Origin of the sequence: Brenneria roseae subsp. roseae, assembly GCF_003115845.1 — a bacterium.
GTDB classification, from domain to species: Bacteria; Pseudomonadota; Gammaproteobacteria; order Enterobacterales; family Enterobacteriaceae; genus Brenneria; species Brenneria roseae.
On record NZ_KZ819025.1, the window covers coordinates 212658 to 235740 of the forward strand.

Consider the following 23083-nt stretch of genomic DNA (forward strand, 5'->3'; position numbering starts at 1 on the left):
TGTGTAACACGCTGTGTTGCCAAACATTACCTGACGCAGAGATATTGGTAAGGTAAGATACGAGGCGCATCATTTTATGATGTGCCTTTTACTATGACGGGCTATCCTGCCCGTCACCCTTTGGGCCGTCGCAAGCGACGTTGAAAATCGCTTCCGGCGATTTTTTATGACGGGCTAATACCCTGCCCGATACCCTGCGGGTCGTTGCGGAGCAACGTTGAAAAACATTCCTGATGTTTTTTTACCGGCAATTCAGGTTACGATTGTCGGACAAAAGCGTAATGCGCCCTGGCTTTGTTTGCGGGCTACAGCAATGGCAAGGATGTATGGCTTCGGCCAGCGCGGGGAGTATTATCCATTCTACAGCGGAGTGTTGTCACATTATGATGGACAATTTACGCGCGGCCGCTAATAACGTCGTGCTCAAAATTATTCTTGCTTTGATCATTGCATCATTCGTTTTAACCGGCGTTGGTGATTATCTTATTGGTGGTTCCGGAGACTATGCGGCAAAGGTAAATGGTCAGGAAATTACCCGTGCCCAGTTGGAACAAGCGGTACAAAACGAACGCAATCGTCAGCAGGAAGCATTGGGCGAGAATTTCTCCATTCTTGCGAGTAATGACGGTTATATGCAGAATCTGCGTCGGCAGGCTCTTGCTCAACTGATTGACGAAGCATTGCTGGATCAATATGCCAATAAACTTGGGCTGAGTATCAGTGATGAACAGATTAAGCAGGCGATTTTCTCTGTTCCTGCGTTTCAAACCAACAACCGTTTCGATAACGAAAAATATCTGGATCAGGTTCGCCGTCTTGGACTGACGCCGGATGTCTATGCCCAACTGTTGCGTAAACAATTAACGTCGCAGCAGCTGATTCGTGGTTTCGGCAATACCTCGTTCCTGCTTCCCCAGGAAATCGACAATCTGGTAAAACAGGCGGCTCAGGATCGCGTGGTTCGACTGGCGACGATAGATGTTGAAGCCAGGGCCAACGCGCTGAGTGTTTCTGATGAAGAAATTCAGAGTTATTACGATCAGAACAAGAACAGCTTTATCGCACCTGAAGCGTTCAAAGTGAGCTATATCACGCTGGATGCCGCGGGGATCATGGATAAAACCACGGTCAATGACGATGATATCGCCGATTTTTATGAAAAAAATAAAAATGACTATTCTCAGCCAGAGCGTAAGAAATTCAGCGTCATTCAGGTAAAAACCGAAGCGGATGCACAGACTGTTTTGGATGAACTGAAGCAGGGTGCCGATTTTGCTGCGTTGGCGAAAGAAAAATCGACCGATGTGATTTCAAGCCGCAACGGTGGTGATTTGGGCTGGATGGACGAAGGTTCCACCGTTGATGAACTCAGGCAGGCTGCGCTGACCGAAAAAGGGCAGGTGTCCTCAGCAATAAAATCCTCTGTGGGATATTTGATTGTTCGTCTGGACGATATTCAGCCGCCGCAGGTTAAACCGCTGAGTGAGGTTCGTGCTGACATCGCCGCCAAAGTGAAGCAAGAAAAAGCGCTGGACGAGTATTACGCGCTGCAACAAAAAGTCAGCGAAGCGGCAAGCAATGACAACGAATCTCTGGCTTCCGCTGAAGAGGCCGCCGGCGTCAAAGCTACGCAAACGGATTGGTTTACTCGTGAACAGCTCCCTGCCGCACTGAATTTTCAGCCGGTTACTCAGGTGCTCTTTGATGGCGCATTGCTGGGTGATAACGGCGCGCCCGGCAATAACTCCGATGTCATCAATGTGGATGGCGATCGTGCTTTCGTTATTCGTATTACTGACCATAAAGCGGAAACCACGCGTCCGTTGGATCAGGTTCGCGATCAGGTAACGCAGATGGTTAAACGCCAGAAGGCAGAGCAACAGGCTCGCGTTGATGCTGAAAAAATTCTGGCCGATCTGAAACAAGGTAAGGACGATACGTTGAAAGCGGCCGGTCTGAGCTTTGGCGAAGCGAAAACGCTGTCCTCCATTTCTCAAGGCGACGTAATGACGGAATCTATTTTCGCTCTGCCGTATCCGGCCAATGATAAACCGTCTTACGGGATTTCTCAGGATCAGACGGGCAATGTGGTCCTTGTCGCATTGGATAGTGTGACGCCGCATCCGCTAAACGATCAACAAAAAGAGCAATTTTCCAGCCAGATACAGCAAAGCTCACTGGGTTCTCTTTTTGATGCGCTGCTGACCAGCTTACGTAGCGAAGCCGAAATCAAGATGGGCAACGCCGCTCAGGAGCAGCAATAAGCTCCGCATAAATTTGCAAACCGTTGCAATAACAAAAGGCCGCTTTCGCGGCCTTTTCCACATTTAAATTCCTCCGTTTGCGGCGAACTCAGACCTGCGGCAAGGTAGCGATGCTGTCAAACACAAGGAGGAAACAGCATGAAAAAATCAGGAATAAAAGCGCTTTGTCTGGTAATTGGGATGAGTTTGTCAGGGTTACCGTTAATCGTTCAGGCAACCCTGAAGGCTGATGATACGGCGACGGCGGCAAAATCTGTTTCATCCGAGCAAAAGGTGGAAAAAGTAAACTTGCCTAACGTTGATGAGGATGAAGTAAGTATCAACATGGGAACCGCAGCAGAACTGGCTGAAGTGATGAACGGCGTTGGCCTTAAGAAAGCCGAGGCCATCGTCACTTATCGTGAGCAAAATGGCCCTTTCACGCAGATTGAGCAATTAAAAGAAGTACCAGGGATTGGCGCCGCGCTGGTAGAACGTAATCTCTCCCGATTAAAACTGTGATGTTGTTCGCAACCGAGTGGTGAAATGCTGTTCGGTTGCGAGCTTCTGCTAGGCTAAATATCAGGTCATACCAGTCTTGTGAGTCTTGTCGCTATGGGAGTATTGGCTTGATGCAGAGTTTTATCACCGTTCGTGGGTATCACATTGATGTTTATCAGCATGTCAACAATGCACGATATCTGGAGTTTTTAGAGGATGCGCGCTGGCAATGGCTGGAAACGCTGCCAACCTTTGACTGGATGAATCGAAACAACATTGCCTTTATCGTGGTAAATATCAACATCAACTATCGTAAGCCCGCAGTGTTAGGGGATAAATTGCGTATCGATAGTGAGTTTTTACAATTGAATACTAAAAGCGGTGTGATCAGTCAGAAAATAACTCGTCAGTCTGATGACGAAAGTATTGCTGATGCTTTGCTGACGTTCGTCTGCATTGATTTGTTAACGCAGAAGGCGTTGCCGCTTGAAGGTGAGCTACTGGAACATTTGAATGATATCCGCCATGAGGGATAGCGCAGGGGAATAAATCAGATGTCTCCCGCTGTCTATCGTTAGCATCAGGGAAACTCAGGCTATTCAGGCAAGGCGATCATTGGTGGGGATACCGCCTTGCCTGAACCTGGCTCTGTTTGATTATCTTAAACCAGTCTTATTCTTCAGGGCCGACATAATATTGGCCGGGTCGCTCTGATATTGCTCCAGACCGTTAGCGCGTAAATGGCAGGCTGCGCAATGACCACAACCATCGCCTTTAATACCGTTGTAGCACGTCAGGGTATGATGGCGGATGATATCCAACTGTTGATAATAATCCGCCAGTGCCCAGGTTTCTGCCTTGTTGAGCCACATCAGCGGTGTTTCAAACCGGATATCACGTGCGATCCCAAGTACGATGGCTTGATTCAGGGCTTTGACGAATTCATCCCGGCAGTCGGGATAGCCGGAGAAGTCTGTTTCACACACGCCGGTAATGACGGCCTCCGCGCCAACCTGATAGGCATAAATGGAGGCCAGCGTCAGAAAAAGGATGTTTCTTCCGGGAACGAAGGTGCTGGGCACGCCCTGTACATTGGCGTCATAGTCAGGGACGGGAATATTTTCCCGGGTCAGGCTGCTGGCGGCTAATTCATTCAGCAAACCCACATCAAGAACCTTATGTGCGGCGACACCTAAAGTCAGCACAAGCTCTTTGGCGATATCAATTTCTGCCCGATGACGTTGTCCGTAATCGAAAGTAATGCAGTGGACTTCATCATATTGTTGCAGAGCCTGAATCAGGCAGGTTGTGGAGTCTTGTCCACCGCTAAAAACGACAACAGCGCGCTTCATTCTTCATTCACCTTGACGCAGTGTGAACCTCAAGGTATACGCGAGACCCTGAGGTATAAAGCGGGTATGTTACCTGAAAAACCGTCACCGTTCAGCGATGTCGGTATCTTCTGGATGAACCTGGGTCAGGCCATATTCAGCGCTGCTGCATCTTTGCATGCTGTTTTGGCACTCAGCCTATTGAGATAGGGAGTGAGGTCACCGATATTTTTTTCGACCCAGGCGCTATTGTAGTAGGTGTCCAGATAGCGTTCGCCGCTATCGCATAACAGGGTAACAATCGCGCCTTGTTTACCTTGAGCGACCATCTGTTTTGCCAATTGCAGCATTCCCCAGACATTGGTGCCGGTAGATGCGCCGACCTTGCGGCCCAGAATACCTTCCAGCCAGTAGAGCGTGGCAATACTGGCCGCATCGGGTACTTTGATCATGCTGTCGATGACGTCAGGAATAAACGACGGTTCCGCTCTTGGGCGGCCGATTCCTTCAATTCGGCTACCGCATTCGCCGGTAATCGAACGATCGCGTTGTTGATAGCAGTCGTAGAAAACCGAGTTTTCCGGGTCCACGACCACCAGCTGTGTATTCAAGCCCTGATAGCGGATATAACGCCCCAGCGTTGCCGATGTGCCACCGGTTCCCGCGCTCATAACGATATAATCTGGTACTGGATGAGGTTCACGGGACATCTGTCGATAGATGCTGTCGGCGATGTTATTGTTGCCGCGCCAGTCGGTAGCTCGCTCCGCGTAGGTAAACTGATCCATATAATGACCATTCAATTCCTTGGCCAATTGTTCTGAAGCGGCATAGATCTGTCCGGCTTGTTCGACAAAGTGGCAGCGACCACCATAAAAGGTAATTTGTTCTATTTTTCGTTTGGCGGTGTGGGCGGGCATAACGGCGATAAAAGGTAACCCCAGCAGGCGGGCAAAATAAGCTTCGGAGACGGCGGTACTGCCGGATGACGCTTCGATAATCGGCGAACCTTCCTTTATCCAGCCATTGCACAGTCCATAAAGAAAGAGAGAACGAGCCAGACGGTGTTTCAGGCTGCCGCTTGGGTGCGTACTTTCGTCTTTTAAGTAGAAATAGATACCGGGATAGTCCGGCAATGTCAGGCGGATGAGATGCGTATCAGCAGAGCGTTGGAAGTCAGCGTCTATTGCGCTGATAGCCTGTTTTACCCAGGTGTTGTTCATGATGTGGACCCATTTGCGCAGTGATGGGATTAGCTTAGCGAGTTTTCCGGAAAAAAAGGTTGTCTTTTTATCTTCTAATACGCGAAATTAGAGAAAAATTTTCTACGGAATGACGCCATGCTAGATAAAATAGATCGCACTTTGCTGAGCTTGTTGCAACAGGACTGTACGCTGTCGCTTCAGTCGCTGGCGGAATCGGTAAATCTGACGTCAACCCCATGCTGGAAACGGTTGAAGCGTCTGGAGGAAGAGGGATACATCCGGGCGCGCGTCGCCTTGCTGGATAACGAACGGCTGGGGCTGGGGCTTACCGCATTTGTCCTGTTGAAGACGCAACAGCATAATAGTGTCTGGTATCAGACGTTTACCAGCGTCGTATCGGAAATGCCCGAAGTCTTGTCTTTCTATCGGATGGCGGGAGAGTATGATTACCTGATGCAGGTACAGGTCGCTGATATGAAAAGTTATGATGATTTTTATAAACGCCTGGTAAACGGTATTCCCGGTTTGGTTGATGTCACATCCAGTTTTGCCATGGAACGTATTAAGCACACTACCGCACTACCTTTATCACTATGATTGATTATCATTCATAAGCTTTCTGTATAATCATTTTTCTGAGTTCATAATGACTCTTCTGGATATTGGAATTAAAACTGCGTGAGACTGTTTGCTCAACTAGGTTGGTATTTTCGTCGCGAATGGCGACGTTATGTCGGGGCGGTGGCGTTACTGATTGTCATTGCCATCCTGCAACTGTTACCCCCAAAACTGGTTGGGGTTATTGTTGATGGTGTCACCCGGCATAACATATCCACGGCTGAGGTTATGCAGTGGATCGGCGTGATGCTGCTGACGGCCATCATGGTCTACCTGTTGCGCTATATCTGGCGTGTGTTGCTGTTCGGCGCATCTTATAAATTGGCAGTTGAACTACGCGAAGACTTTTATCGGCAATTGAGTCGCCAGCATCCCGCCTTTTATCTTCGTCATCGTACCGGTGATTTGATGGCGCTAGCCACAAATGATGTTGACCGTGTGGTTTTTGCTGCGGGAGAAGGGGTGCTCACGCTGGTTGACTCCATGGTGATGGGATGCGCGGTTCTGATTGTTATGTGCACCCAAATCAGCTGGCAGCTGACACTGCTGGCGCTATTGCCCATGCCAGTGATGGCGCTGGTGATCAAACATTATGGCTCCCAGTTGCATCAGCGTTTCAAAGTGGCTCAGGCTGCATTTTCATCTCTCAACGATCAGGCGCAGGAAAGTCTGACCAGTATTCGCATGATTAAATCATTTGGGCTGGAAGACTATCAGTCTCGTCGTTTTGCGCAGGTTGCGGCGGATGCCGGAGCCAAAAATATGCATGTCGCACGGGTTGATGCGCGCTTTGATCCCACCATTTATATCGCGGTAGGGCTGTCTCACCTGTTGGCTATCGGCGGCGGCAGCTGGATGGTTATCAATGGTTCGTTGACGCTGGGACTGCTGACCAGCTTCGTGATGTATCTTGGGCTGATGATTTGGCCGATGCTGGCATTGGCATGGATGTTCAATATCGTTGAACGGGGAAGCGCCGCTTACAGTCGTATTCGGCAACTTCTGTCAGAGGAACAGGTGGTGGCGGAAGGTTCTGCCTGCCTGCCTGCCGGGCGGGGAACGTTAAGCGTCAATATTGATGAGTTTCACTATCCCGAAATCCCGCGTCCTGTTTTGAATAATGTCCGCTTTACGCTGGAACCGGGCAGAATGCTTGGCCTCTGTGGCCCGACCGGTTCGGGAAAAAGCACGTTACTGGCATTGATTCTGCGACATTTTGATATTAAATCGGGCGATATCCAGTATCACAACCTGCCGTTGTCTGATATCCGGTTGGATGAATTGCGCCATCGTTTTGCCGTCGTCGGGCAAACGCCTTTCCTGTTTTCTGATACCGTGACCAACAATATTGCGTTAGGGCGACCTGATGCCACCCGGCAACAGATTGAGCAGGCCGCACGGCTTGCCAGCGTACATGAGGATATTCTGCGTCTTCCCCAGGGGTATAAAACCGAAGTGGGCGAGCGAGGTGTGATGCTGTCCGGCGGCCAGAAACAGCGGATCGCCATTGCCCGGGCCTTACTGCTGGAGGCAGAAATTCTGGTGCTGGATGATGCGCTATCGGCGGTCGACGGACGTACAGAGTACCAGATTCTGCAAAACCTGAAGCAGTGGGGTGAGCAGCGTACATTGATTATCAGCGCTCATCGCCTGTCGGCTTTGACTGAGTCCAATGAGATTCTGGTTCTGCAACAGGGGCATGTGGCTCAGCGCGGTCATCATCGTGAGCTGTTGGCGCAACCCGGCTGGTATCGCGATATGTATCGCTACCAACAGCTGGAGGCCGCCCTGGATGATACGCCGCAGGCGGAAGGAGCGGGGGATGAATAGCCCTAAACAGCTTTGGCCGACGTTGAAGCGGCTGCTGGCTTATGGCTCACCGTGGCGCAAGCCGTTGGCATTCGGCGTGGTGATGCTTTGGATCGCCGCCGCGGCAGAGGTTTCCGGTCCGGTATTGGTGAGTTACTTTATTGACCATCTGGTGGCAAAAGGCGAATTTCCGTTAGCGATAGCCGCCGGTCTGGCCATGGTGTACATCATGCTACAGATTCTGGCTGCCGCGCTGCATTATTTCCAGGCGCTATTGTTCAACCGGGTCGCCGTAGGCGTAGTACAGCAGTTGCGAACTGATGTGATGGATGCCGCTTTGCGTCAGCCGCTCAGCACATTTGATACTCAGCCGGTGGGCCAGCTGATATCGCGTGTAACGAACGACACCGAGGTCGTGAAAGATCTGTATGTCATGGTTGTCTCGACGGTATTACGCAGTGCCGCGCTTATCGGTGCCATGCTGGTGGCGATGTTCAGTCTGGATTGGCGCATGGCTCTGGTTGCCCTGACGATTTTCCCTGCGGTGATCGCCGTCATGGCGATTTACCAGCGATACAGTACGCCGATTGTGCGCCGGGTGCGGAGCTATCTGGCGGATATCAATGATGGTTTTAACGAAATCATCAACGGCATGGGCGTGATACAGCAGTTTCGTCAGCAGGCCCGTTTTGGTGAAAAGCTGGGGGCGGCCAGCCGTGAACATTATCTGGCGCGTATGCAGACACTGCGCCTGGATGGGTTTCTTTTACGTCCGTTGCTCAGTCTGTTTTCTGCCATGGTCTTGTGCGGCCTGCTGCTGCAATTCGGTTTCAGTTCAGTGGGTTCTGTGGGCGTCGGCGTCCTGTATGCCTTTATTAACTATCTTGGCCGCCTGAACGAACCATTAATTGAGCTGACGACACAGCAGTCCATGCTGCAACAAGCTGTTGTCGCCGGTGAGCGTATATTTGAACTGATGGACGGCTTGAAGCAACGTTACGGTGATGATGAGCGTGAGCTGGTCAGCGGTAGTGTCGAGATCGATAACGTTTCTTTCTCTTACGGCGCGGATCAGAAGAGCGTGTTGCAGCATATTTCGCTGACGATCCCAGAGCGGGGATTTGTTGCGCTGGTGGGGCATACCGGCAGTGGTAAAAGTACGCTGGCAAATTTGCTGATGGGGTATTATTCGCCGAATGAGGGAGAAATTCGTCTGGACGGACGTCCATTGCAAACGTTGTCACATCGGGTACTGCGGCAAAATGTGGCCATGGTGCAGCAGGATCCGGTTGTTCTGGCGGAATCGATGTATACGAATGTAACGCTGGGACGTGATATCAGTGAGGACGAAGTCTGGCGGGTATTGGATATCGTCCAACTGTCTGAGTTGGTGCGGTCGTTTCCAGAAGGATTGCATACGCGCGTGGGTGAACAGGGCAATAACCTGTCTACCGGACAGAAGCAACTGCTGGCAATAGCCCGTGTGCTGGTGCAAACTCCCAAAATTTTGATCCTTGATGAAGCGACCGCGAATATTGACTCGGGTACGGAGCAGGCGGTTCAGAAAGCGCTTAACGTCATTCGTGAACAAACGACGTTGATCGTGATTGCCCATCGGCTCTCAACGATCGTCGAGGCGGATACCATTATGGTGCTCCACCATGGACAGACTGTCGAGCAAGGGACGCATGAACAGCTGCTGCGTCGGCAAGGGCGATATTATCAAATGTATCAACTGCAATTAGTTGGAGAAGAGCTGGCGGCCGCCGAAGGCAGTGAGCAGACGCTCCCCGTTTTATAAACCTCAATTTTATAAACCATCAATGCACCTGAACATGTGAGGCTGAACCACAGCCTCTTCATGACTTCGCACCATCACTAGGCATATCTATTCTGTTTTTAGCCCATATGCACTGAAACTTGGCGTAATGCACTAATTTGGTGCGCGTTGTGCCCCGCTTTTTTGTGGCCTATCATCCCTGGCGGTCACCCTTACGGGCCGTCGCTGAAGCGACATCAAAAATTTCTCCCGAAAATTTTTTGATTTTCTTCTCCCGATAGCGTTTTTTCCAGCTTGTAGCCGGCCTTAACCGCTTTCCCTCATCGATCTGAGCCAGAGAAATCATTTATGGCACACCCTTTGCTTTAATAATCACGTGCAAGGTGATTCGAGATGATCGTAATCCGAAAAATGTAATTCTAAATAGTGGCGGGCGTAAGTCTGAACTTAATGGTTAGGGGGAAGATGAATGAAACTGGTTACTGTGGTGATAAAACCATTCAAGCTGGAGGATGTGCGTGAAGCATTATCTTCTGTCGGCATCCAGGGGCTCACCGTCACTGAGGTGAAGGGCTTTGGACGCCAGAAAGGGCATGCTGAGTTGTATCGTGGCGCAGAGTACAGCGTTAACTTTCTGCCGAAAGTAAAAATCGATATCGCTATTGCTGATGATCAATTGGACGAAGTTATCGATGTGATCAGCAAAGCTGCCTATACCGGGAAAATTGGCGACGGTAAGATTTTTGTCGCCGAACTGCAAAGGGTGATTCGTATTCGTACCGGTGAAACTGACGAAGCCGCACTTTAACACCTGACTTAGATTCGTAAATAGGGATGGATGAAAATGAAAAAACTTGTCTCCTCATTAGGTCTGGGTGTAGCTGCTTTGCTCCCGTCCTGGGCGATGGCTGCAGCTCCAACGATCGATAAAGCGGATAACGCTTTTATTATGATTTGTACCGCTCTGGTACTCTTTATGACTATACCTGGTATCGCACTGTTTTATGGCGGTTTGATCCGTTCAAAAAACGTGCTTTCCATGTTGTCACAGGTGATAATTTCTTTTGCGCTGGTTTGTATTTTATGGGTCGTCTACGGCTATAGTCTGGCGTTTAGCGAAGGTAACGCTTTCTTTGGCGGTTTTTCCAACTTTATGCTGAAAGGCATCGCCATTGATTCGATTACCGGCACATTTTATCAGTACGTTCATGTTGCTTATCAGGCTTCTTTCGCCTGTATCACCGTCGCGCTGATTGTGGGGGCTATTGCTGAACGTATTCGTTTCTCTGCGGTGCTGATTTTCGTTGCGCTGTGGCTGACGTTCTCTTACCTGCCGATGACGCACATGGTGTGGGGCGGTGGCTATCTGGCTGCGGATGGCGCTCTGGACTTTGCCGGTGGTACCGTGGTGCATATTAACGCCGCTGTTGCCGGTCTGGTCGGTGCCTATCTGTTGGGCAAACGTGCCGGTTTCGGTAAAGAAGCGTTGAAACCGCACAATCTGCCGATGGTATTTATTGGTACGGCAATTCTGTACATCGGTTGGTTCGGCTTTAACGCCGGTTCTGCCGGTGCGGCGGATGAAATTGCCGGCCTTGCCTTCCTGAATACGGTTGTTGCTACCGCCGCTGCGATTCTGGCATGGGTTGCCGGTGAGTGGATGGCTCGTGGCAAACCTTCTCTGTTGGGTGCCTGTTCTGGTTGTATCGCGGGTCTGGTTGCCATTACGCCGGCTGCGGGTACTGTCGGCGTCGGTGGCGCGTTGATCATCGGTCTGGCAGGTGGTTTTGCTGGTCTGTGGGGCGTTACCGTACTGAAAAGATGGCTGCGTGTTGATGACCCATGTGATGTGTTCGGTGTTCACGGCGTATGCGGTATCGTAGGTTGCATCCTGACGGGTGTCTTTACCTCCGCTTCTCTGGGTGGCACTGGGTACGAGGAAGGCGTAACCATGGCTCATCAGGTTTGGGTACAGTTGTTCAGCGTTATCGTCTGCTTCGTGTGGTCTGGCGTCGCAGCGTTCATCGCGTTCAAAGTTGCGGATATGATTGTTGGTCTGCGTGTTCCTGAAGAACAAGAACGTGAAGGTCTGGACGTCAACAGCCATGGCGAAAATGCTTACAACCAGTAAGTAACGACGTTAGGTTTATCAAGTCCTGCTGATATAAATTGAAACAGGGCGCGAGATAATTCTCGCGCCCTGTTTTCTTGTGGCGGGCTGGTGTCTAAGGCAGCATGGGTTTTTTAATGGGCGTGGCGGCGCATTACGCCTTCCTGAATGCTGGAGGCGATCAAAACGCCTTCGCGGGTATAAAACTGTCCGCGAACAAAACCTCTGGATCCCGATGCGGATGTACTTTCTACGGTATACAGCAACCAGTCATCCAGACGGAAAGATCGATGGAACCACATGGAATGGTCAATGGTCGCGACCTGCATTCCAGGTTCGAGGAATCCGACGCCATGGGGTTGCAGCGCCGTTAACAGAAAATTGCAATCAGACGTATAGCCAAGCAGATACTGATGAGTGCGTTCATCATCCGGTAACGGACCGTTGGCTCTGCACCAGACATGTCGTACTGGTTCTTCGACTTTCCCTTTTAGCGGATTATGAAACTTCACGGGGCGCATCTCGATTGGCCGTGGCCGGGTGAATTTATCCCGAAACTGAGGGGGTAATAAATGCGCCATGCTTTGTGCAATCTCTTGTTCTGACTTGAGTTCTTCAGGTGGTGTGACGACGGGCATCACGTTTTGGTGCTCAAAACCCACTTCATGACTCTGAAATGACGCTGTCATGTAGAAAATCGGTTTGCCATTCTGAATCGCACTCACCCGGCGGGCGCTAAAACTGTTGCCGTCACGCAAGTTCTCTACATCGTAGATGATGGGTTTCCGGCTATCGCCCGGTAGCAGAAAATAGCTATGGAATGAGTGAATGCGTCGTTCGGTCGGGACGGTTTGTTTAGCCGCGGACAGTGCCTGACCAACGACTTGTCCGCCAAAAACCTGACGCAGCCCTAAATCATCACTTTGTCCCCGGAACAGTCCTTCCTCAATTTTCTCCAGATTCAGGATGTCGAGAAGGTTTTGTAGTGCCTGGCTCATGGTGTCGGCCTCGTTGGTTGATAATGGTTTGTACTCTTTATCTTCAAATTGAGGAGCGTTCGCATCCTTCTCTATCTAACCGATGGTCCTGCCTGAATGTCAGGAAACCGAACGGCTACTGTATTTCAACTAATTGAAATAGTCATTGTTTTAAAGCCATGATGCTGTCAGGCAGCCTATTGTGGGATTAAGTGATTTACGGGTTTGGTTTAATCATTTAAATCATCTCGCATGAGAATATCAGAATTTTGCACACATCATTATTGTGTTAAGTGAACCATACTACTTAAGGAACGCCGGTTTTTCTGATACCGGCAGTCTGACAGGAATAAATAAAAGGAGACTGTCCGAATGAAATTATGGCATATCTTAGGTATCACGTTATCAATGGCGCTGTCAGCGTGTGCCGATAGGGGAGACTATGGCGCTTCCCCTCAAACCGGAGCGCCAATCACCGGTGCATCGTCTCAAAATCCAGTCGTTTCAATGCCTGCGGTCAGCGGTACAGTGAATATTCGCCAACGTATCGCTTTACCGGCCAATGCGGTTTTAACGGTGACGGTATCTGATGCGTCACTCTCCGATGCACCTTCAAAAGTCATTACCCAGCGCGTAATGCGTACCGATGGCAAACAGGCGCCTTTCTCGTTTTCTTTACCGTATAACCCGGCTGATATCCAGCCTAATGCGCGTATTCTATTGAGTGCGGCGGTTGCGATAGATAACAGAATCGTCATGGTGACGGAGAATGTTTTACCGGTTATCTCCAATGGGGCGAATAACGCCGATCTGGTCCTGGTTCCGGTCGCTTCGGTTCCGTTACCTACCAGCCATTCAGACTCGGTATTATCTCCGGCTGAGCAGGCCCAAAGTTCAGGAACGCTACAGCCATCCACCACGACATCGCCCATGATATCTTCACCGCCTGTACAGTCGGGCTGGTAATCGGTAGACAGTACGCACAGAGCTAGGGTGCGTACTGCCACTTGAAGCGTCGCAGATCGATCTTGCCGTAGCGGTCAAAGACAATCCCTTCTGACAACAAGGCGGATTTTTGGCGCTGATAGTCTGCACCAATGAGCGATATTTCACCTTTGCGATTAATCACCCGGTGCCACGGAAGTTTGCTGTCATTGGGTAAGCGCTTTAACACGCCGCCAACTTGTCTGGAGGCGCGTGGAGAGCCAGCCAACATCGCCACTTCACCATAGGTCGTTACTTTGCCGTAAGGGATGGCCGCTACAATTTGGAAAATACGCTGGCGAAAATTGTCATTTTCTCCTGTCATCAACGCGTTCCTGTCTTTTTGAGTTTGGCACAGTGAAGAAAAGTGTATAGTGACATAGCAGTATGAGTAAGAAAACACCGGTTGGGATGTGTTAGCTTGCAATTGGCCATCCCATCACCGATAATGCCCACCGCTCTTTAGCAAGATAGCAAAATATCTTGTCATCGAGTCGTCAATGGAGGCTCTGTCGGTTCTCCCGCAACATTAACCTGTGGACTCGGTCAGGTCCGGAAGGAAGCAGCCGCAGCAGGAGTCGTGTGTGCCGGGATGTAGCTGGCAGGGCCTCCACCAATTTATCTCCCGTATTAATTTTCTTTGGTATCCAGAAGAGCGTTTGTTTATCGCTGCTGGTGTTTTCCCTGTTTAAGAAGAATCAGACACGTTGTGCCGTGAGTAGTGCTTTTGTCTATTCCGTTATTGCCTGCCTATCGCGTATTTATCTATCATCCCGGATATCACTCAAGCCACTGACTCGTATAAGAACGAACCCGATTGCGCGTTTGCCTGCCAGTGTCTCGAAATCTATCGGGGGGATATATAAAGAATAGTTTTGGTTATTGATTGGGCTATCAATGAGGCTGGTAAAAATGAGGCGCGGCTGGAATTTAATAATGTTTATAAAAAAATACTATACTAATTATTGCTTTCATTGCGAATACACTTTGTTACAAGTTTGGCTTTATTACTACATTAATAAACAAAACAAGAGTGATGGCCGATAAAGGGTTATCGGCACAATGTATTTTATATCAACGTTTGTATACTTTGCGTCTGAGAATTAACGAACGTATTTCCATACCGCGGTGGGGACTTTGTCATAAAGCTTGTTCATCGTCAGTTCTGCCAGACGGTGGTCCGCTGCGGAATAGAACATCTCCAGCTCATCATTAGAGAGTTCATACTTGTTTTTCTCAATAACGCGCTCAAGCGTGTCAATGGTTGTGCATTTACGTAAACGCATCAAATAATCGATTTTTTTCATAATGGCCTTTGTGCAAACAGTACCTGGTGGTTAATAAATATAAGATAAATTATTGCTTAAGTTTTAGCAGGCGTACAGATGTTCGCTTCTGAGAACATTCCGAATAATTTGTCTTTAGATTTCTGCCAACGGCGTAGCTCGGCGTCATTGATGCCGTAGTTGCTAAACAAAACGTAGGTATCATCTAAATACTTTTCAACCTGCTGGGAAAGCTTGTTTTCGTCAGGGTATTTTATTTTAAATGTGAGAATAAATGTAGCGATATGCTCAATAAGTTCATTTAATTGGAGATTGATCGCAGATGTAGGGTCATTGACCCAGCCGTGACTGCTATCGCCTAACGTTGCAATGCTTTCGTCGCACAGATTCTCACATAAGAATCTGAGTTGGGCAATATCATAATGTTTCGGTGTGTACTCATCCATATCAATCCCTCCGTTAAGCCGTTATTCAGTGTTACTTCGGTTAACACCTGGTAAACAGGTAGACTGACGAAACTCATAGAAGATTTTAGCCATGTTTCTGTATTCATGACGTTACGATCAAAATCGTTATCTCTATGATTCTGACAGTCATAAATTAGGCAACAACGACTACTGTACTTCCTGATATCAACAAGCTCACTTTCTACTTTAATACTAACACATGGCGTCTAAACTATACCATGCCGATACAAATTACGTCATTCCCCTATGACTATAGCAAAATCGTCAGCAAGATTCGCGGGTAATAGATAAGCTTTTCGAGGCTATTTTTCAGGATTAAATGATCGTCATTTTGATGATGTGAATAGTCAGAGAATAATCTTGATATTAGATAACCAAATTAATTCTGTTATAAAATCGAGATGGCGAGGTGATCCCATAAGAGAGGTGTGGTGATATTATCTTATTGTTTTATCTATTTTTATTTAATGGTTTATAAAAAAAGCTCCATTACATGCATAACAGAGCTGGCGTAATTTTATAAGAAAATCGTTAACCTTTTTTCTTTTTCCTGCCTTGTACGGCCTTAAAACGTGGATTGCTTTTACATATAACATAGACGCGTCCACGGCGGCGTACCACGATACAGTCTTTATGACGGTTTTTTGCCGATCGCAGCGAGCTAAGTACCTGCATATGAATAATTCCTCTCTTTACTTAAAGAAGTGTCCAAAACGTTGCTGGAAGCGAGCCGTGCTGCCTTCTTTCGCATATTCTTTCTGCTTCCCGGTATAGTAAGGGTGAGATGCCGAAGAAACATCAATAGTGACATAGGGATAGCTGACGCCTTCCAGCTCGATGGTGCGATCCGTTCTGATGGTTGAGCCAATACGGTAGTACACGCCGGCACTGGTATCATGGAATACCACTGTCCGATAATCAGGATGAATATTTGCTTTCATAGTCGCCTTAAATGTTATGTTATAACATATCTATATATTGCGCTTTTTTGCCACATGAATCAACCCTGATATTTGAGTGGTTACTTTGATTTGAGGCTGAGGAAAGCGGGCAGTAAAAAGGCCGCATTCGCGGCCTTGGAGAGCAGTGGATTAAGCCTTAGTGAGGCTCTACCTTGTGATGCTGTTCTGACTCGTCAATCTTCTTTCCGAAGCGGCGGCGTACCACCACAAAGAACACTGGAACGAAGAATATCGCCAGAACGGTAGCGGTGATCATCCCACCCATCACGCCTGTACCCACGGCGTTCTGTGCACCGGAACCGGCACCTGAGCTGATAACCAGCGGCAGTACACCAAGAATGAAGGCAAGTGATGTCATCAGTATTGGGCGCAAACGCATACGGACGGCGTCCAACGTTGCTTCAATCAGACCCTTGCCTTCTTTCTCCATCAGGTCTTTGGCAAACTCGACGATCAATATGGCGTTTTTCGCGGATAACCCTATGGTTGTCAGCAGGCCTACCTTGAAGTAAACGTCGTTTTCAAGACCACGCATATTGGCGGCGATCAACGCGCCAATAATACCCAGTGGTACAACCAGCATGACGGAGAACGGGATAGACCAGCTTTCATAAAGCGCCGCCAGACACAGGAATACCACAATCAATGAAATAGCATAGATTGCAGGAGCCTGATTACCTGACAAACGTTCCTGGTAAGACATACCCGTCCATTCGTAACCGATGCCTGTGGGCAATTTGGTCACAAACTCTTCCATCAATGCCATGGCTTCACCCGTACTCTTGCCTGGAACGGCTTCCCCCTGGATTTGCATGGAAGGCTGGCCATTGTAACGTTCCAGACGTGGTGAACCATATTCCCAATGACTTTGGGTGAACGCCGAGAATGGCACCATCTGTCCGTTACTGCCGCGGATATACCAGGCCTTGATATCATCCGGGAGCATACGGAAAGGCGCATCCGCCTGAACGTACACTTTTTTCACGCGGCCGCGGTCGATAAAGTCATTCACGTAGCTTCCGCCCAGGGCTGTCGCCAGTGTCGCGTTGATATCCGCCAAGGAAATACCCAGCGCCTGTGCTTTTTCATGGTCAACATCAAGTCGGAACTGCGGTGTATCTTCCATGCCGTTAGGTCGAACTTTCACCAGCGTGTCAGGACGCTGAGCGGCCATACCCAAGAGTTGGTTACGGGCCTCCGTCAGTTTTTCGTGACCGAGGTTAGCCTGATCGATCAACTGGAAGTCGAAACCGGTAGCAGTACCCAGTTCGACAATCGCAGGGATGTTGGCTGCAATAACGATAGCCTCTTTAATTTGGCTGAATACGGCGTTGGCTCTGCCGGCGATAGCGGTAACTTTATTTTCATCGCCACGACGCTCGTTCCAGTCTTTGAGACTGGCGAACGCCAATCCCGCATTCTGGCCGCGGCCAGAAAAACCGAAACCAGTAACCGTAAAGACTGATTGAACGTTGTCCTTTTCATTCTCCATGTAGTATTTGGACACACTGTCCATGATTTTCTGGGTATTTTCCTGCGTTGCACCTGCGGGTAGCTGCACAATATTCAGCAGAACCCCCTGATCTTCGTCCGGCAAGAAAGAACTTGGCAAACGCAGGAACAGGAGCGCCAGACCCACAACAATGAGCAGATAGACGACCAGATAACGACCCGTGCTGCGCAGGATATTTGCTACGCTGTCGGTGTAATGGTGAGAGCTTTTTTCAAACAGTCTGTTGAACCAGCCGAAAAATCCCGTTTTCTCGCCATGATCGCCTTTGGCAATAGGTTTCAGCAGCGTGGCGCAGAGGGCAGGGGTCAGAATCAATGCCACCAGCACAGACAGCACCATTGCGGAAACAATCGTGATGGAGAACTGACGGTAAATAGCCCCTGTGGATCCGCCAGTGAACGCCATGGGGACGAATACTGCTGACAGAACCAGGGCAATACCGACCAGCGCGCCCTGTATCTGTTCCATGGAGCGTTTTGTCGCTTCTTTCGGCGGCAATCCTTCTTCCGCCATGACGCGTTCCACGTTTTCGACCACGACGATGGCATCATCCACCAGAAGCCCGATTGCCAGAACCATCGCAAACATGGTCAAGGTGTTAATGGAGTAACCAAAGGCCGAGAGGATGGCGAATGTACCCAGCAGAACAACCGGTACCGCAATCGTAGGAATCAGCGTGGCGCGGAAGTTCTGCAAGAACAGATACATCACCAGGAAAACCAGTACGATGGCTTCTGCCAGTGTTTTTACCACTTCGTTAATTGAGATTTTAACGAAAGGGGTTGTGTCATAGGGATAAACGACTTTCAGCCCGGAAGGAAAGAATTCTTCCAGGTTGGCCAGTTCGTTTTTTACTGCGGTTGCCGTATCCAGCGCGTTCGCACCGGTTGCCAGTTTGATACCGATACCCGCAGCGGGTTGACCGTTGAAGCGGGCGATAATGTCATAGCTTTCGGCCCCGAGTTCGACACGCGCTACGTCCTTTAAACGAACCTGTGAGCCATCCGTGTTCACCTTCAGCAGAATCTGCGAGAATTGCTCCGGCGAGTTCAAACGGGTCTGCGCAATGATTGACGAGTTCAACTGCTGGCCGGGAACCGGAGGCGAGCCGCCCAACTGGCCTGCCGCAATCTGGTTGTTCTGCACCGTGATAGCTGAAGTTACGTCACTGGTCGTCAACTGATAGTTATTCAGCTTGTTCGGGTCCAGCCAGATACGCATTGCGTACTGTGCGCCAAACAGCTGTGCATCACCCACGCCGGAAGTACGGCTGATCGGATCTTTGACGTTAGCCGCCACATAGTCCGCAATATCTTCCTGCGATAATTTGCCGTCTTCACTGATGAAGGCTGCAACCATCAAGAAGCTGCTGCTGGATTTCTGGACGTTCACCCCTTGTTGCTGAACTTCCTGAGGCAGTAAAGGCATTGCCAACTGTAGCTTGTTTTGTACCTGAACCTGAGCAATGTCGGCGTTGGTGCCGGCATCAAAGGTCAAGGTAATCTGTACGGTACCAGATGAGTCACTGCTTGATGCCATGTACATCAGATTATCGATACCGTTCATATTCTGTTCGATAACCTGCGTAACAGAGTCTTGCAGCGTTGACGCATCGGCCCCCGGATAATTTGCTGTCACTTCAATTGCGGGTGGCGCGATCGTCGGATATTGGGCAATGGGCAATTTTACAATTGCCAGCAACCCCGCCAGCATCACGATAATGGCGAGTACCCATGCAAAAATGGGGCGATCTATAAAAAACTTAGCCATGAATTACCGGCTCCTGTTAAGACTTCGCGGGTTCAGCCGACGCTTGCTGCGGCTGCTCATTATCTTGAGCGACTTCTTGGGCCTTCACTTGTATACCGGGTCTGATTTTTTGCAGGCCGGTGAGAATAACGCGATCGCCTTCTTTCAAGCCTTCCGTAACCAACCATTTGTCACCAATTGCTTTACTGGTTTTAAGCGAACGCGGTTCGACTTTATCGCCTTCTCCGACAAGCATCGCCGTTGCTTCACCGCGTGGATCGCGGGTAATTCCCTGCTGTGGAACCAGTAACGCATTATTGTTTATACCGGACTCGAGACGCGCACGTACAAACATGCCGGGCAGAAGGTCGTGTTGCGGGTTAGGGAAAATGGCCCGTAAGGTGATTGAACCTGTGGTTTCATCAACGGTCACGTCCGAAAATTCCAGCGTACCCGGATGACCGTATTCTGAACCATCTTCCAGCAGCAGACGAACGGTCGCTTTACCTTCGTTCTGCTTCAGCGTGCCGTTTTCCAGTTCTTTTTTCAGTTGCAGGAAATCATTACTGGATTGCGTGACATCGACATACATCGGATCCAACTGCTGTACGGTGGTTAATGCGGTGGTTTGACCGGTGGAAACCAGCGCGCCTTCTGTTACCGTGGATTTACCAATCCGACCGGAGATCGGCGAACTTACTTTGGTATAGGCGAGGTTGATCTGAGCGGTATCTACCGCGGCTTGCGCGGCCTGAACAGCGGCATCGGCCTGACGGGACGTTGCAACCGCCTGATCGTAATCCTGTTTGCTGATGTAATTGGTTCCCAGCAGAGGTTTGTAACGATTAACGGTTAAACGAGCGATTTCAGCGCTGGCCTGTGCCTGTGCTAATGAGCCTCTGGCACTATTATAACTGGCCTCATACGTCGCAGGATCGATCTGATACAGTGATGCGCCAGCCTGAATATCACTTCCTTCAACAAAGTTGCGTTTCAGAATAATGCCACCGACCTGAGGGCGAACTTCTGCAATGCGATAGGCATTGGTACGGCCAGGCAAGTCAGTCGTGACATTCAGTGACTGTGTTTTCAATGTCACAATACCCACTTCAGGAGCCTGTTGTTGCGCATCAGCCTGCTGATTTTCACTACTGTCGCACCCTGCGAGAATTAAGCCGCCAGAAAGCATCAGAACTGCCGCCAGAGGCGTTAGCCCTCTGTTTTTGTTCATAGATAAACCTCAAGTGTCCGATTTGAAATTGACCAATGGATCACGTGCTTAAAACCCATTGCTGCGATAGTCTTATCTTCATGCTATGTTACATACATACTCGAATGTATGTAAATCACACTTTCCTTCAAATACAGCGATATGGCACGAAAAACCAAACTACAGGCTCAAGAAACCCGACGACAAATAATTGATGCAGCGTTGAGAGTATTCTCAGAGCATGGTGTATCTGCTACGTCACTGGCTGATATTGCCGCTGCCGCAGGCGTTACCCGTGGCGCTATTTACTGGCATTTCAAAAACAAAGCTGAATTATTTGATGAAATATGGGCATTAGCAGAAGCAAAAATCAGTGATTTTGAAATAGAGTATCAGACAAAATTCCCTGATAATCCACTCCTTGTGATGCGTGAATTATTGATTTATATGCTTCGTTTAACCGTCAATGACCCTCAGTGGCGCTCCATGATGGAAATCATTTTTCATAAATGTGAGTTTGTAGGTGAAATGCTACAGTCTTATAACGCTCGCAAAGCGCTTTATCTTTCCTGCTACACCGACATTGAAGATAACCTGATACGATGTATTCGTTTGGGGATGCTGCCAGCGGATGTTCATCCCCGTCGCGCCGCTATCGCATTACGCGCCTATTTTTCGGGCATTATGGAAAACTGGTTGTTCATGCCCGAGAGCTTCAACCTTGAGCAGGACGCGCCCACATTGACAGATGCTTTTATTGATATGCTTCGCTTCAGCACGGCCATTCGTCATACTGCTGTCTGATCGGCTCATTGAATATCGCTCGGTCTGGCTGTGTCGTTGATATGGGCGACGGGCGCTTGTCATCGCCCGTGCTTTGAAGGCTACGCTTCGGTAGGTTTTTTTTCCTGCTGCGCCTTCTTCTGAAAGTCTTCGCGTACGATTTCCAGGGCAGCCAGGGCAAGCTGCGGTTCGATTTGGTTATCTTCCAGTAACATGATCAGATCGACTGCCAGTTTGATCTCCGGGGGCGCATTTTCCAGTGACATAACGGATTCCCCTCCCTCATATTCTGTATGGGTCTTTCAGATATAGCAGAAAGACCACACAATTTACAGGCCCTGCTCGTTGCGTTCGATTAAGCGTTCCAGTCGGGAGAGTGCCTGCCGGCAGCGCGATAGTCGACCTTCCAGCGCCGCCAGTTCTTTTTGCAGCCGCTGTTGTTCACTGAATAACGTTTGTGTACTGAGCAGGCTTTCCCTGTCCTGAATCATGGAGAGCAGGCGGCGTTCGTAACCTTGATGTTCCGCTAATTTATGGTAGAGATCGTCTGCCGGGGGAGTGGTTGGCTGTTCCTGGCGTCGTAACGATTGTGTGGCCGACTCGCGTTGTAGCGCCGTAATTTGACTGACCAGTTTTTCTGCCATGAAGGCGACCTGTTCCGTGCGTTGTTCCGCGACCAGTTGCCGGATCAAATGTAAGTTCTGGCTGACTTCCGCGAAGTAATCTTTCAGGCGCGTACCATAGCTGCTGAATAATTGACGATCGAAACGCGACTGTGAAACGGATTTATTCGCGATCGGCTCGATTTCTTTTGCCAGCGTTGCAATCTGCTGTTCAAGAACCAGCAGCAGTTTGTGAGTGTTCACATTATTCCCCTACGCCAAGCGGATAGCCCAGCTTGCCTGTAATGATAGGCCGGTACAAGTTAATGTCGTTGTCCGGAATGAGAATATCTTAACTAACCAGTCGAAAAAGTTGGTGATAAAGTGTCATTGTCATAGCCGATGTTTTTAGATCGCAAGGGTGAATATGTATCGTGTGGCGTTGATAATATTAGGGTGGATCGCTGTGGTGCTGGCAACGCTTGGCGTGGTGTTGCCCCTGCTGCCGACTACGCCGTTTCTATTATTGGCGGCGTGGTGTTTCGCCCGTTCGTCTCCGCGTTTTCATTATTGGCTGCTTTATCGTTCATGGTTCGGCGGTTATTTACGTCATTGGCAGCAATACCGGGCGTTACCGCCGGGAGCAAAGTGGAAGGCGGTTACCGTTATTTTGTTAACGTTTGCGCTCTCGCTTTGGCTGGTTAAAATGATCTGGGTAAGAGTCTTGCTACTGGTGATTCTGGCAATTTTATTGACCTTTATGCTTCGTTTACCGGTTATTGATCCGGAACAACAAAAAATTTCCGGAAGAAATTTTTAATAACGCGTGGCGTTAACCGTTAGGTGACGAGGCTCGACAGCCCGTCATAAAAAGCGCGCTGACGCCGTGCAGATGGTTGCTTTTATCTGCCAGTTTGACTAGATTTGACCGTTTTCGTGCGCCGGCCGCCATT

Annotated in this window: 24 protein-coding genes and 1 other RNA gene; 12 read left to right on the forward strand and 13 right to left on the reverse strand. The window is 49.3% G+C overall.

All coding sequences use genetic code 11. The features are described from left to right. Positions 1-383: 383 nt before the first annotated feature. The 3 genes from ppiD (at position 384) to DDT52_RS07080 (ending at position 3280) form a co-directional block, all read left to right on the forward strand. Entirely contained in the window at positions 384-2264 is a 1881-nt protein-coding gene (gene ppiD, locus DDT52_RS07070) for a peptidylprolyl isomerase (protein ID WP_136155724.1), read from the forward strand. Between the two features lie 138 nt (positions 2265-2402). After that, the gene (locus DDT52_RS07075; protein ID WP_136155725.1) at positions 2403-2765 is read left to right on the forward strand and encodes a helix-hairpin-helix domain-containing protein; all 363 of its coding nucleotides are present in this window, start codon (positions 2403-2405) and stop codon (positions 2763-2765) included. A 110-nt stretch (positions 2766-2875) separates the two neighbouring features. Beyond that, the gene (locus DDT52_RS07080; RefSeq protein WP_136155726.1) at positions 2876-3280 is read left to right on the forward strand and encodes an acyl-CoA thioesterase; all 405 of its coding nucleotides are present in this window, start codon (positions 2876-2878) and stop codon (positions 3278-3280) included. Positions 3281-3400: 120 nt separating this feature from the next. On the opposite strand, the gene queC is transcribed toward DDT52_RS07080, so the two are convergent. Both queC and DDT52_RS07090 read right to left on the reverse strand, forming a co-directional pair. Next, entirely contained in the window at positions 3401-4096 is a 696-nt protein-coding gene (gene queC / locus DDT52_RS07085) for a 7-cyano-7-deazaguanine synthase QueC (protein WP_136155727.1), read from the reverse strand. Positions 4097-4221: 125 nt separating this feature from the next. Continuing rightward, positions 4222-5298, reverse strand: a complete 1077-nt coding sequence (locus tag DDT52_RS07090; protein WP_136155728.1) for a PLP-dependent cysteine synthase family protein — start codon at positions 5296-5298, stop codon at positions 4222-4224. A 117-nt stretch (positions 5299-5415) separates the two neighbouring features. On the opposite strand from DDT52_RS07090, the gene DDT52_RS07095 reads away from it, so the two are divergent. The 3 genes from DDT52_RS07095 (at position 5416) to DDT52_RS07105 (ending at position 9508) form a co-directional block, all read left to right on the forward strand. Next, on the forward strand, positions 5416-5877 hold the full coding sequence (locus tag DDT52_RS07095) for an Lrp/AsnC family transcriptional regulator (RefSeq protein WP_109052900.1): 462 nt from the start codon (positions 5416-5418) through the stop codon (positions 5875-5877). An 81-nt stretch (positions 5878-5958) separates the two neighbouring features. Continuing rightward, positions 5959-7728, forward strand: coding sequence for a SmdA family multidrug ABC transporter permease/ATP-binding protein (locus DDT52_RS07100; protein ID WP_136155729.1), 1770 nt, complete (start codon positions 5959-5961; stop codon positions 7726-7728). Continuing rightward, positions 7721-9508, forward strand: coding sequence for a SmdB family multidrug efflux ABC transporter permease/ATP-binding protein (locus DDT52_RS07105; RefSeq protein WP_136155730.1), 1788 nt, complete (start codon positions 7721-7723; stop codon positions 9506-9508). Before DDT52_RS07100 ends, DDT52_RS07105 begins: the two co-directional genes overlap by 8 nt. Before the next feature lie 172 nt (positions 9509-9680). Here the strand turns inward: DDT52_RS07105 and DDT52_RS20905 are convergent, their stop codons facing one another. Next, positions 9681-9833 carry a hypothetical protein gene (locus DDT52_RS20905; protein WP_168709746.1) on the reverse strand — a complete coding sequence of 51 codons (153 nt, stop codon included), beginning with the start codon at positions 9831-9833 and terminating at the stop codon, positions 9681-9683. 123 nt (positions 9834-9956) lie between these two features. Here DDT52_RS20905 and glnK point away from each other — a divergent pair, with 123 nt between their 5' ends. Both glnK and amtB read left to right on the forward strand, forming a co-directional pair. Further along, a complete protein-coding gene (glnK, locus tag DDT52_RS07110; protein WP_002208627.1) occupies positions 9957-10295 on the forward strand; it encodes a P-II family nitrogen regulator in 339 nt (112 codons plus the stop codon). A 36-nt stretch (positions 10296-10331) separates the two neighbouring features. After that, a complete protein-coding gene (gene amtB, locus DDT52_RS07115; protein ID WP_168709747.1) occupies positions 10332-11618 on the forward strand; it encodes an ammonium transporter AmtB in 1287 nt (428 codons plus the stop codon). A gap of 113 nt (positions 11619-11731) precedes the next feature. On the opposite strand, the gene tesB is transcribed toward amtB, so the two are convergent. After that, on the reverse strand, positions 11732-12595 hold the full coding sequence (tesB, locus tag DDT52_RS07120; RefSeq protein ID WP_136155732.1) for an acyl-CoA thioesterase II: 864 nt from the start codon (positions 12593-12595) through the stop codon (positions 11732-11734). 351 nt (positions 12596-12946) lie between these two features. Here tesB and DDT52_RS07125 point away from each other — a divergent pair, with 351 nt between their 5' ends. Then, positions 12947-13540 (forward strand): YbaY family lipoprotein, encoded by a 594-nt coding sequence (locus tag DDT52_RS07125; protein ID WP_136155733.1) that lies wholly within the window; start codon positions 12947-12949, stop codon positions 13538-13540. Between the two features lie 22 nt (positions 13541-13562). Here DDT52_RS07125 and DDT52_RS07130 read toward each other — a convergent pair whose 3' ends face one another. After that, the gene (locus tag DDT52_RS07130) at positions 13563-13883 is read right to left on the reverse strand and encodes an MGMT family protein (RefSeq protein WP_109052906.1); all 321 of its coding nucleotides are present in this window, start codon (positions 13881-13883) and stop codon (positions 13563-13565) included. Between the two features lie 185 nt (positions 13884-14068). On the opposite strand from DDT52_RS07130, the gene ffs reads away from it, so the two are divergent. Continuing rightward, an RNA gene (ffs, locus tag DDT52_RS07135) (signal recognition particle sRNA small type) lies at positions 14069-14165 on the forward strand. A gap of 496 nt (positions 14166-14661) precedes the next feature. On the opposite strand, the gene DDT52_RS07140 is transcribed toward ffs, so the two are convergent. The 6 genes from DDT52_RS07140 to DDT52_RS07165 form a co-directional block, all read right to left on the reverse strand. After that, positions 14662-14865, reverse strand: coding sequence for an HHA domain-containing protein (locus DDT52_RS07140; protein WP_009114000.1), 204 nt, complete (start codon positions 14863-14865; stop codon positions 14662-14664). 56 nt (positions 14866-14921) lie between these two features. Continuing rightward, positions 14922-15290 carry an Hha toxicity modulator TomB gene (gene tomB, locus DDT52_RS07145; protein WP_109052907.1) on the reverse strand — a complete coding sequence of 123 codons (369 nt, stop codon included), beginning with the start codon at positions 15288-15290 and terminating at the stop codon, positions 14922-14924. A 552-nt stretch (positions 15291-15842) separates the two neighbouring features. Further along, entirely contained in the window at positions 15843-15986 is a 144-nt protein-coding gene (gene ykgO / locus DDT52_RS07150; RefSeq protein WP_072036587.1) for a type B 50S ribosomal protein L36, read from the reverse strand. 17 nt (positions 15987-16003) lie between these two features. After that, positions 16004-16252 carry a type B 50S ribosomal protein L31 gene (locus DDT52_RS07155; RefSeq protein WP_136155734.1) on the reverse strand — a complete coding sequence of 83 codons (249 nt, stop codon included), beginning with the start codon at positions 16250-16252 and terminating at the stop codon, positions 16004-16006. A gap of 157 nt (positions 16253-16409) precedes the next feature. After that, positions 16410-19556, reverse strand: coding sequence for an efflux RND transporter permease subunit (locus DDT52_RS07160; RefSeq protein ID WP_136155735.1), 3147 nt, complete (start codon positions 19554-19556; stop codon positions 16410-16412). A 16-nt stretch (positions 19557-19572) separates the two neighbouring features. Then, the gene (locus DDT52_RS07165) at positions 19573-20766 is read right to left on the reverse strand and encodes an efflux RND transporter periplasmic adaptor subunit (RefSeq protein ID WP_136155736.1); all 1194 of its coding nucleotides are present in this window, start codon (positions 20764-20766) and stop codon (positions 19573-19575) included. Positions 20767-20907: 141 nt separating this feature from the next. On the opposite strand from DDT52_RS07165, the gene acrR reads away from it, so the two are divergent. Further along, entirely contained in the window at positions 20908-21549 is a 642-nt protein-coding gene (acrR, locus tag DDT52_RS07170; RefSeq protein ID WP_136155737.1) for a multidrug efflux transporter transcriptional repressor AcrR, read from the forward strand. An 80-nt stretch (positions 21550-21629) separates the two neighbouring features. Here the strand turns inward: acrR and rsmS are convergent, their stop codons facing one another. Then, the gene (gene rsmS / locus DDT52_RS07175; protein ID WP_136155738.1) at positions 21630-21794 is read right to left on the reverse strand and encodes a pleiotropic regulatory protein RsmS; all 165 of its coding nucleotides are present in this window, start codon (positions 21792-21794) and stop codon (positions 21630-21632) included. Positions 21795-21857: 63 nt separating this feature from the next. After that, complete coding sequence (priC, locus tag DDT52_RS07180; protein ID WP_136155739.1) at positions 21858-22394, reverse strand: primosomal replication protein PriC; 537 nt, start codon at positions 22392-22394, stop codon at positions 21858-21860. A 163-nt stretch (positions 22395-22557) separates the two neighbouring features. Here priC and DDT52_RS07185 point away from each other — a divergent pair, with 163 nt between their 5' ends. Then, positions 22558-22950 carry a DUF454 family protein gene (locus DDT52_RS07185; RefSeq protein WP_136155740.1) on the forward strand — a complete coding sequence of 131 codons (393 nt, stop codon included), beginning with the start codon at positions 22558-22560 and terminating at the stop codon, positions 22948-22950. Positions 22951-23083 lie beyond the last annotated feature (133 nt).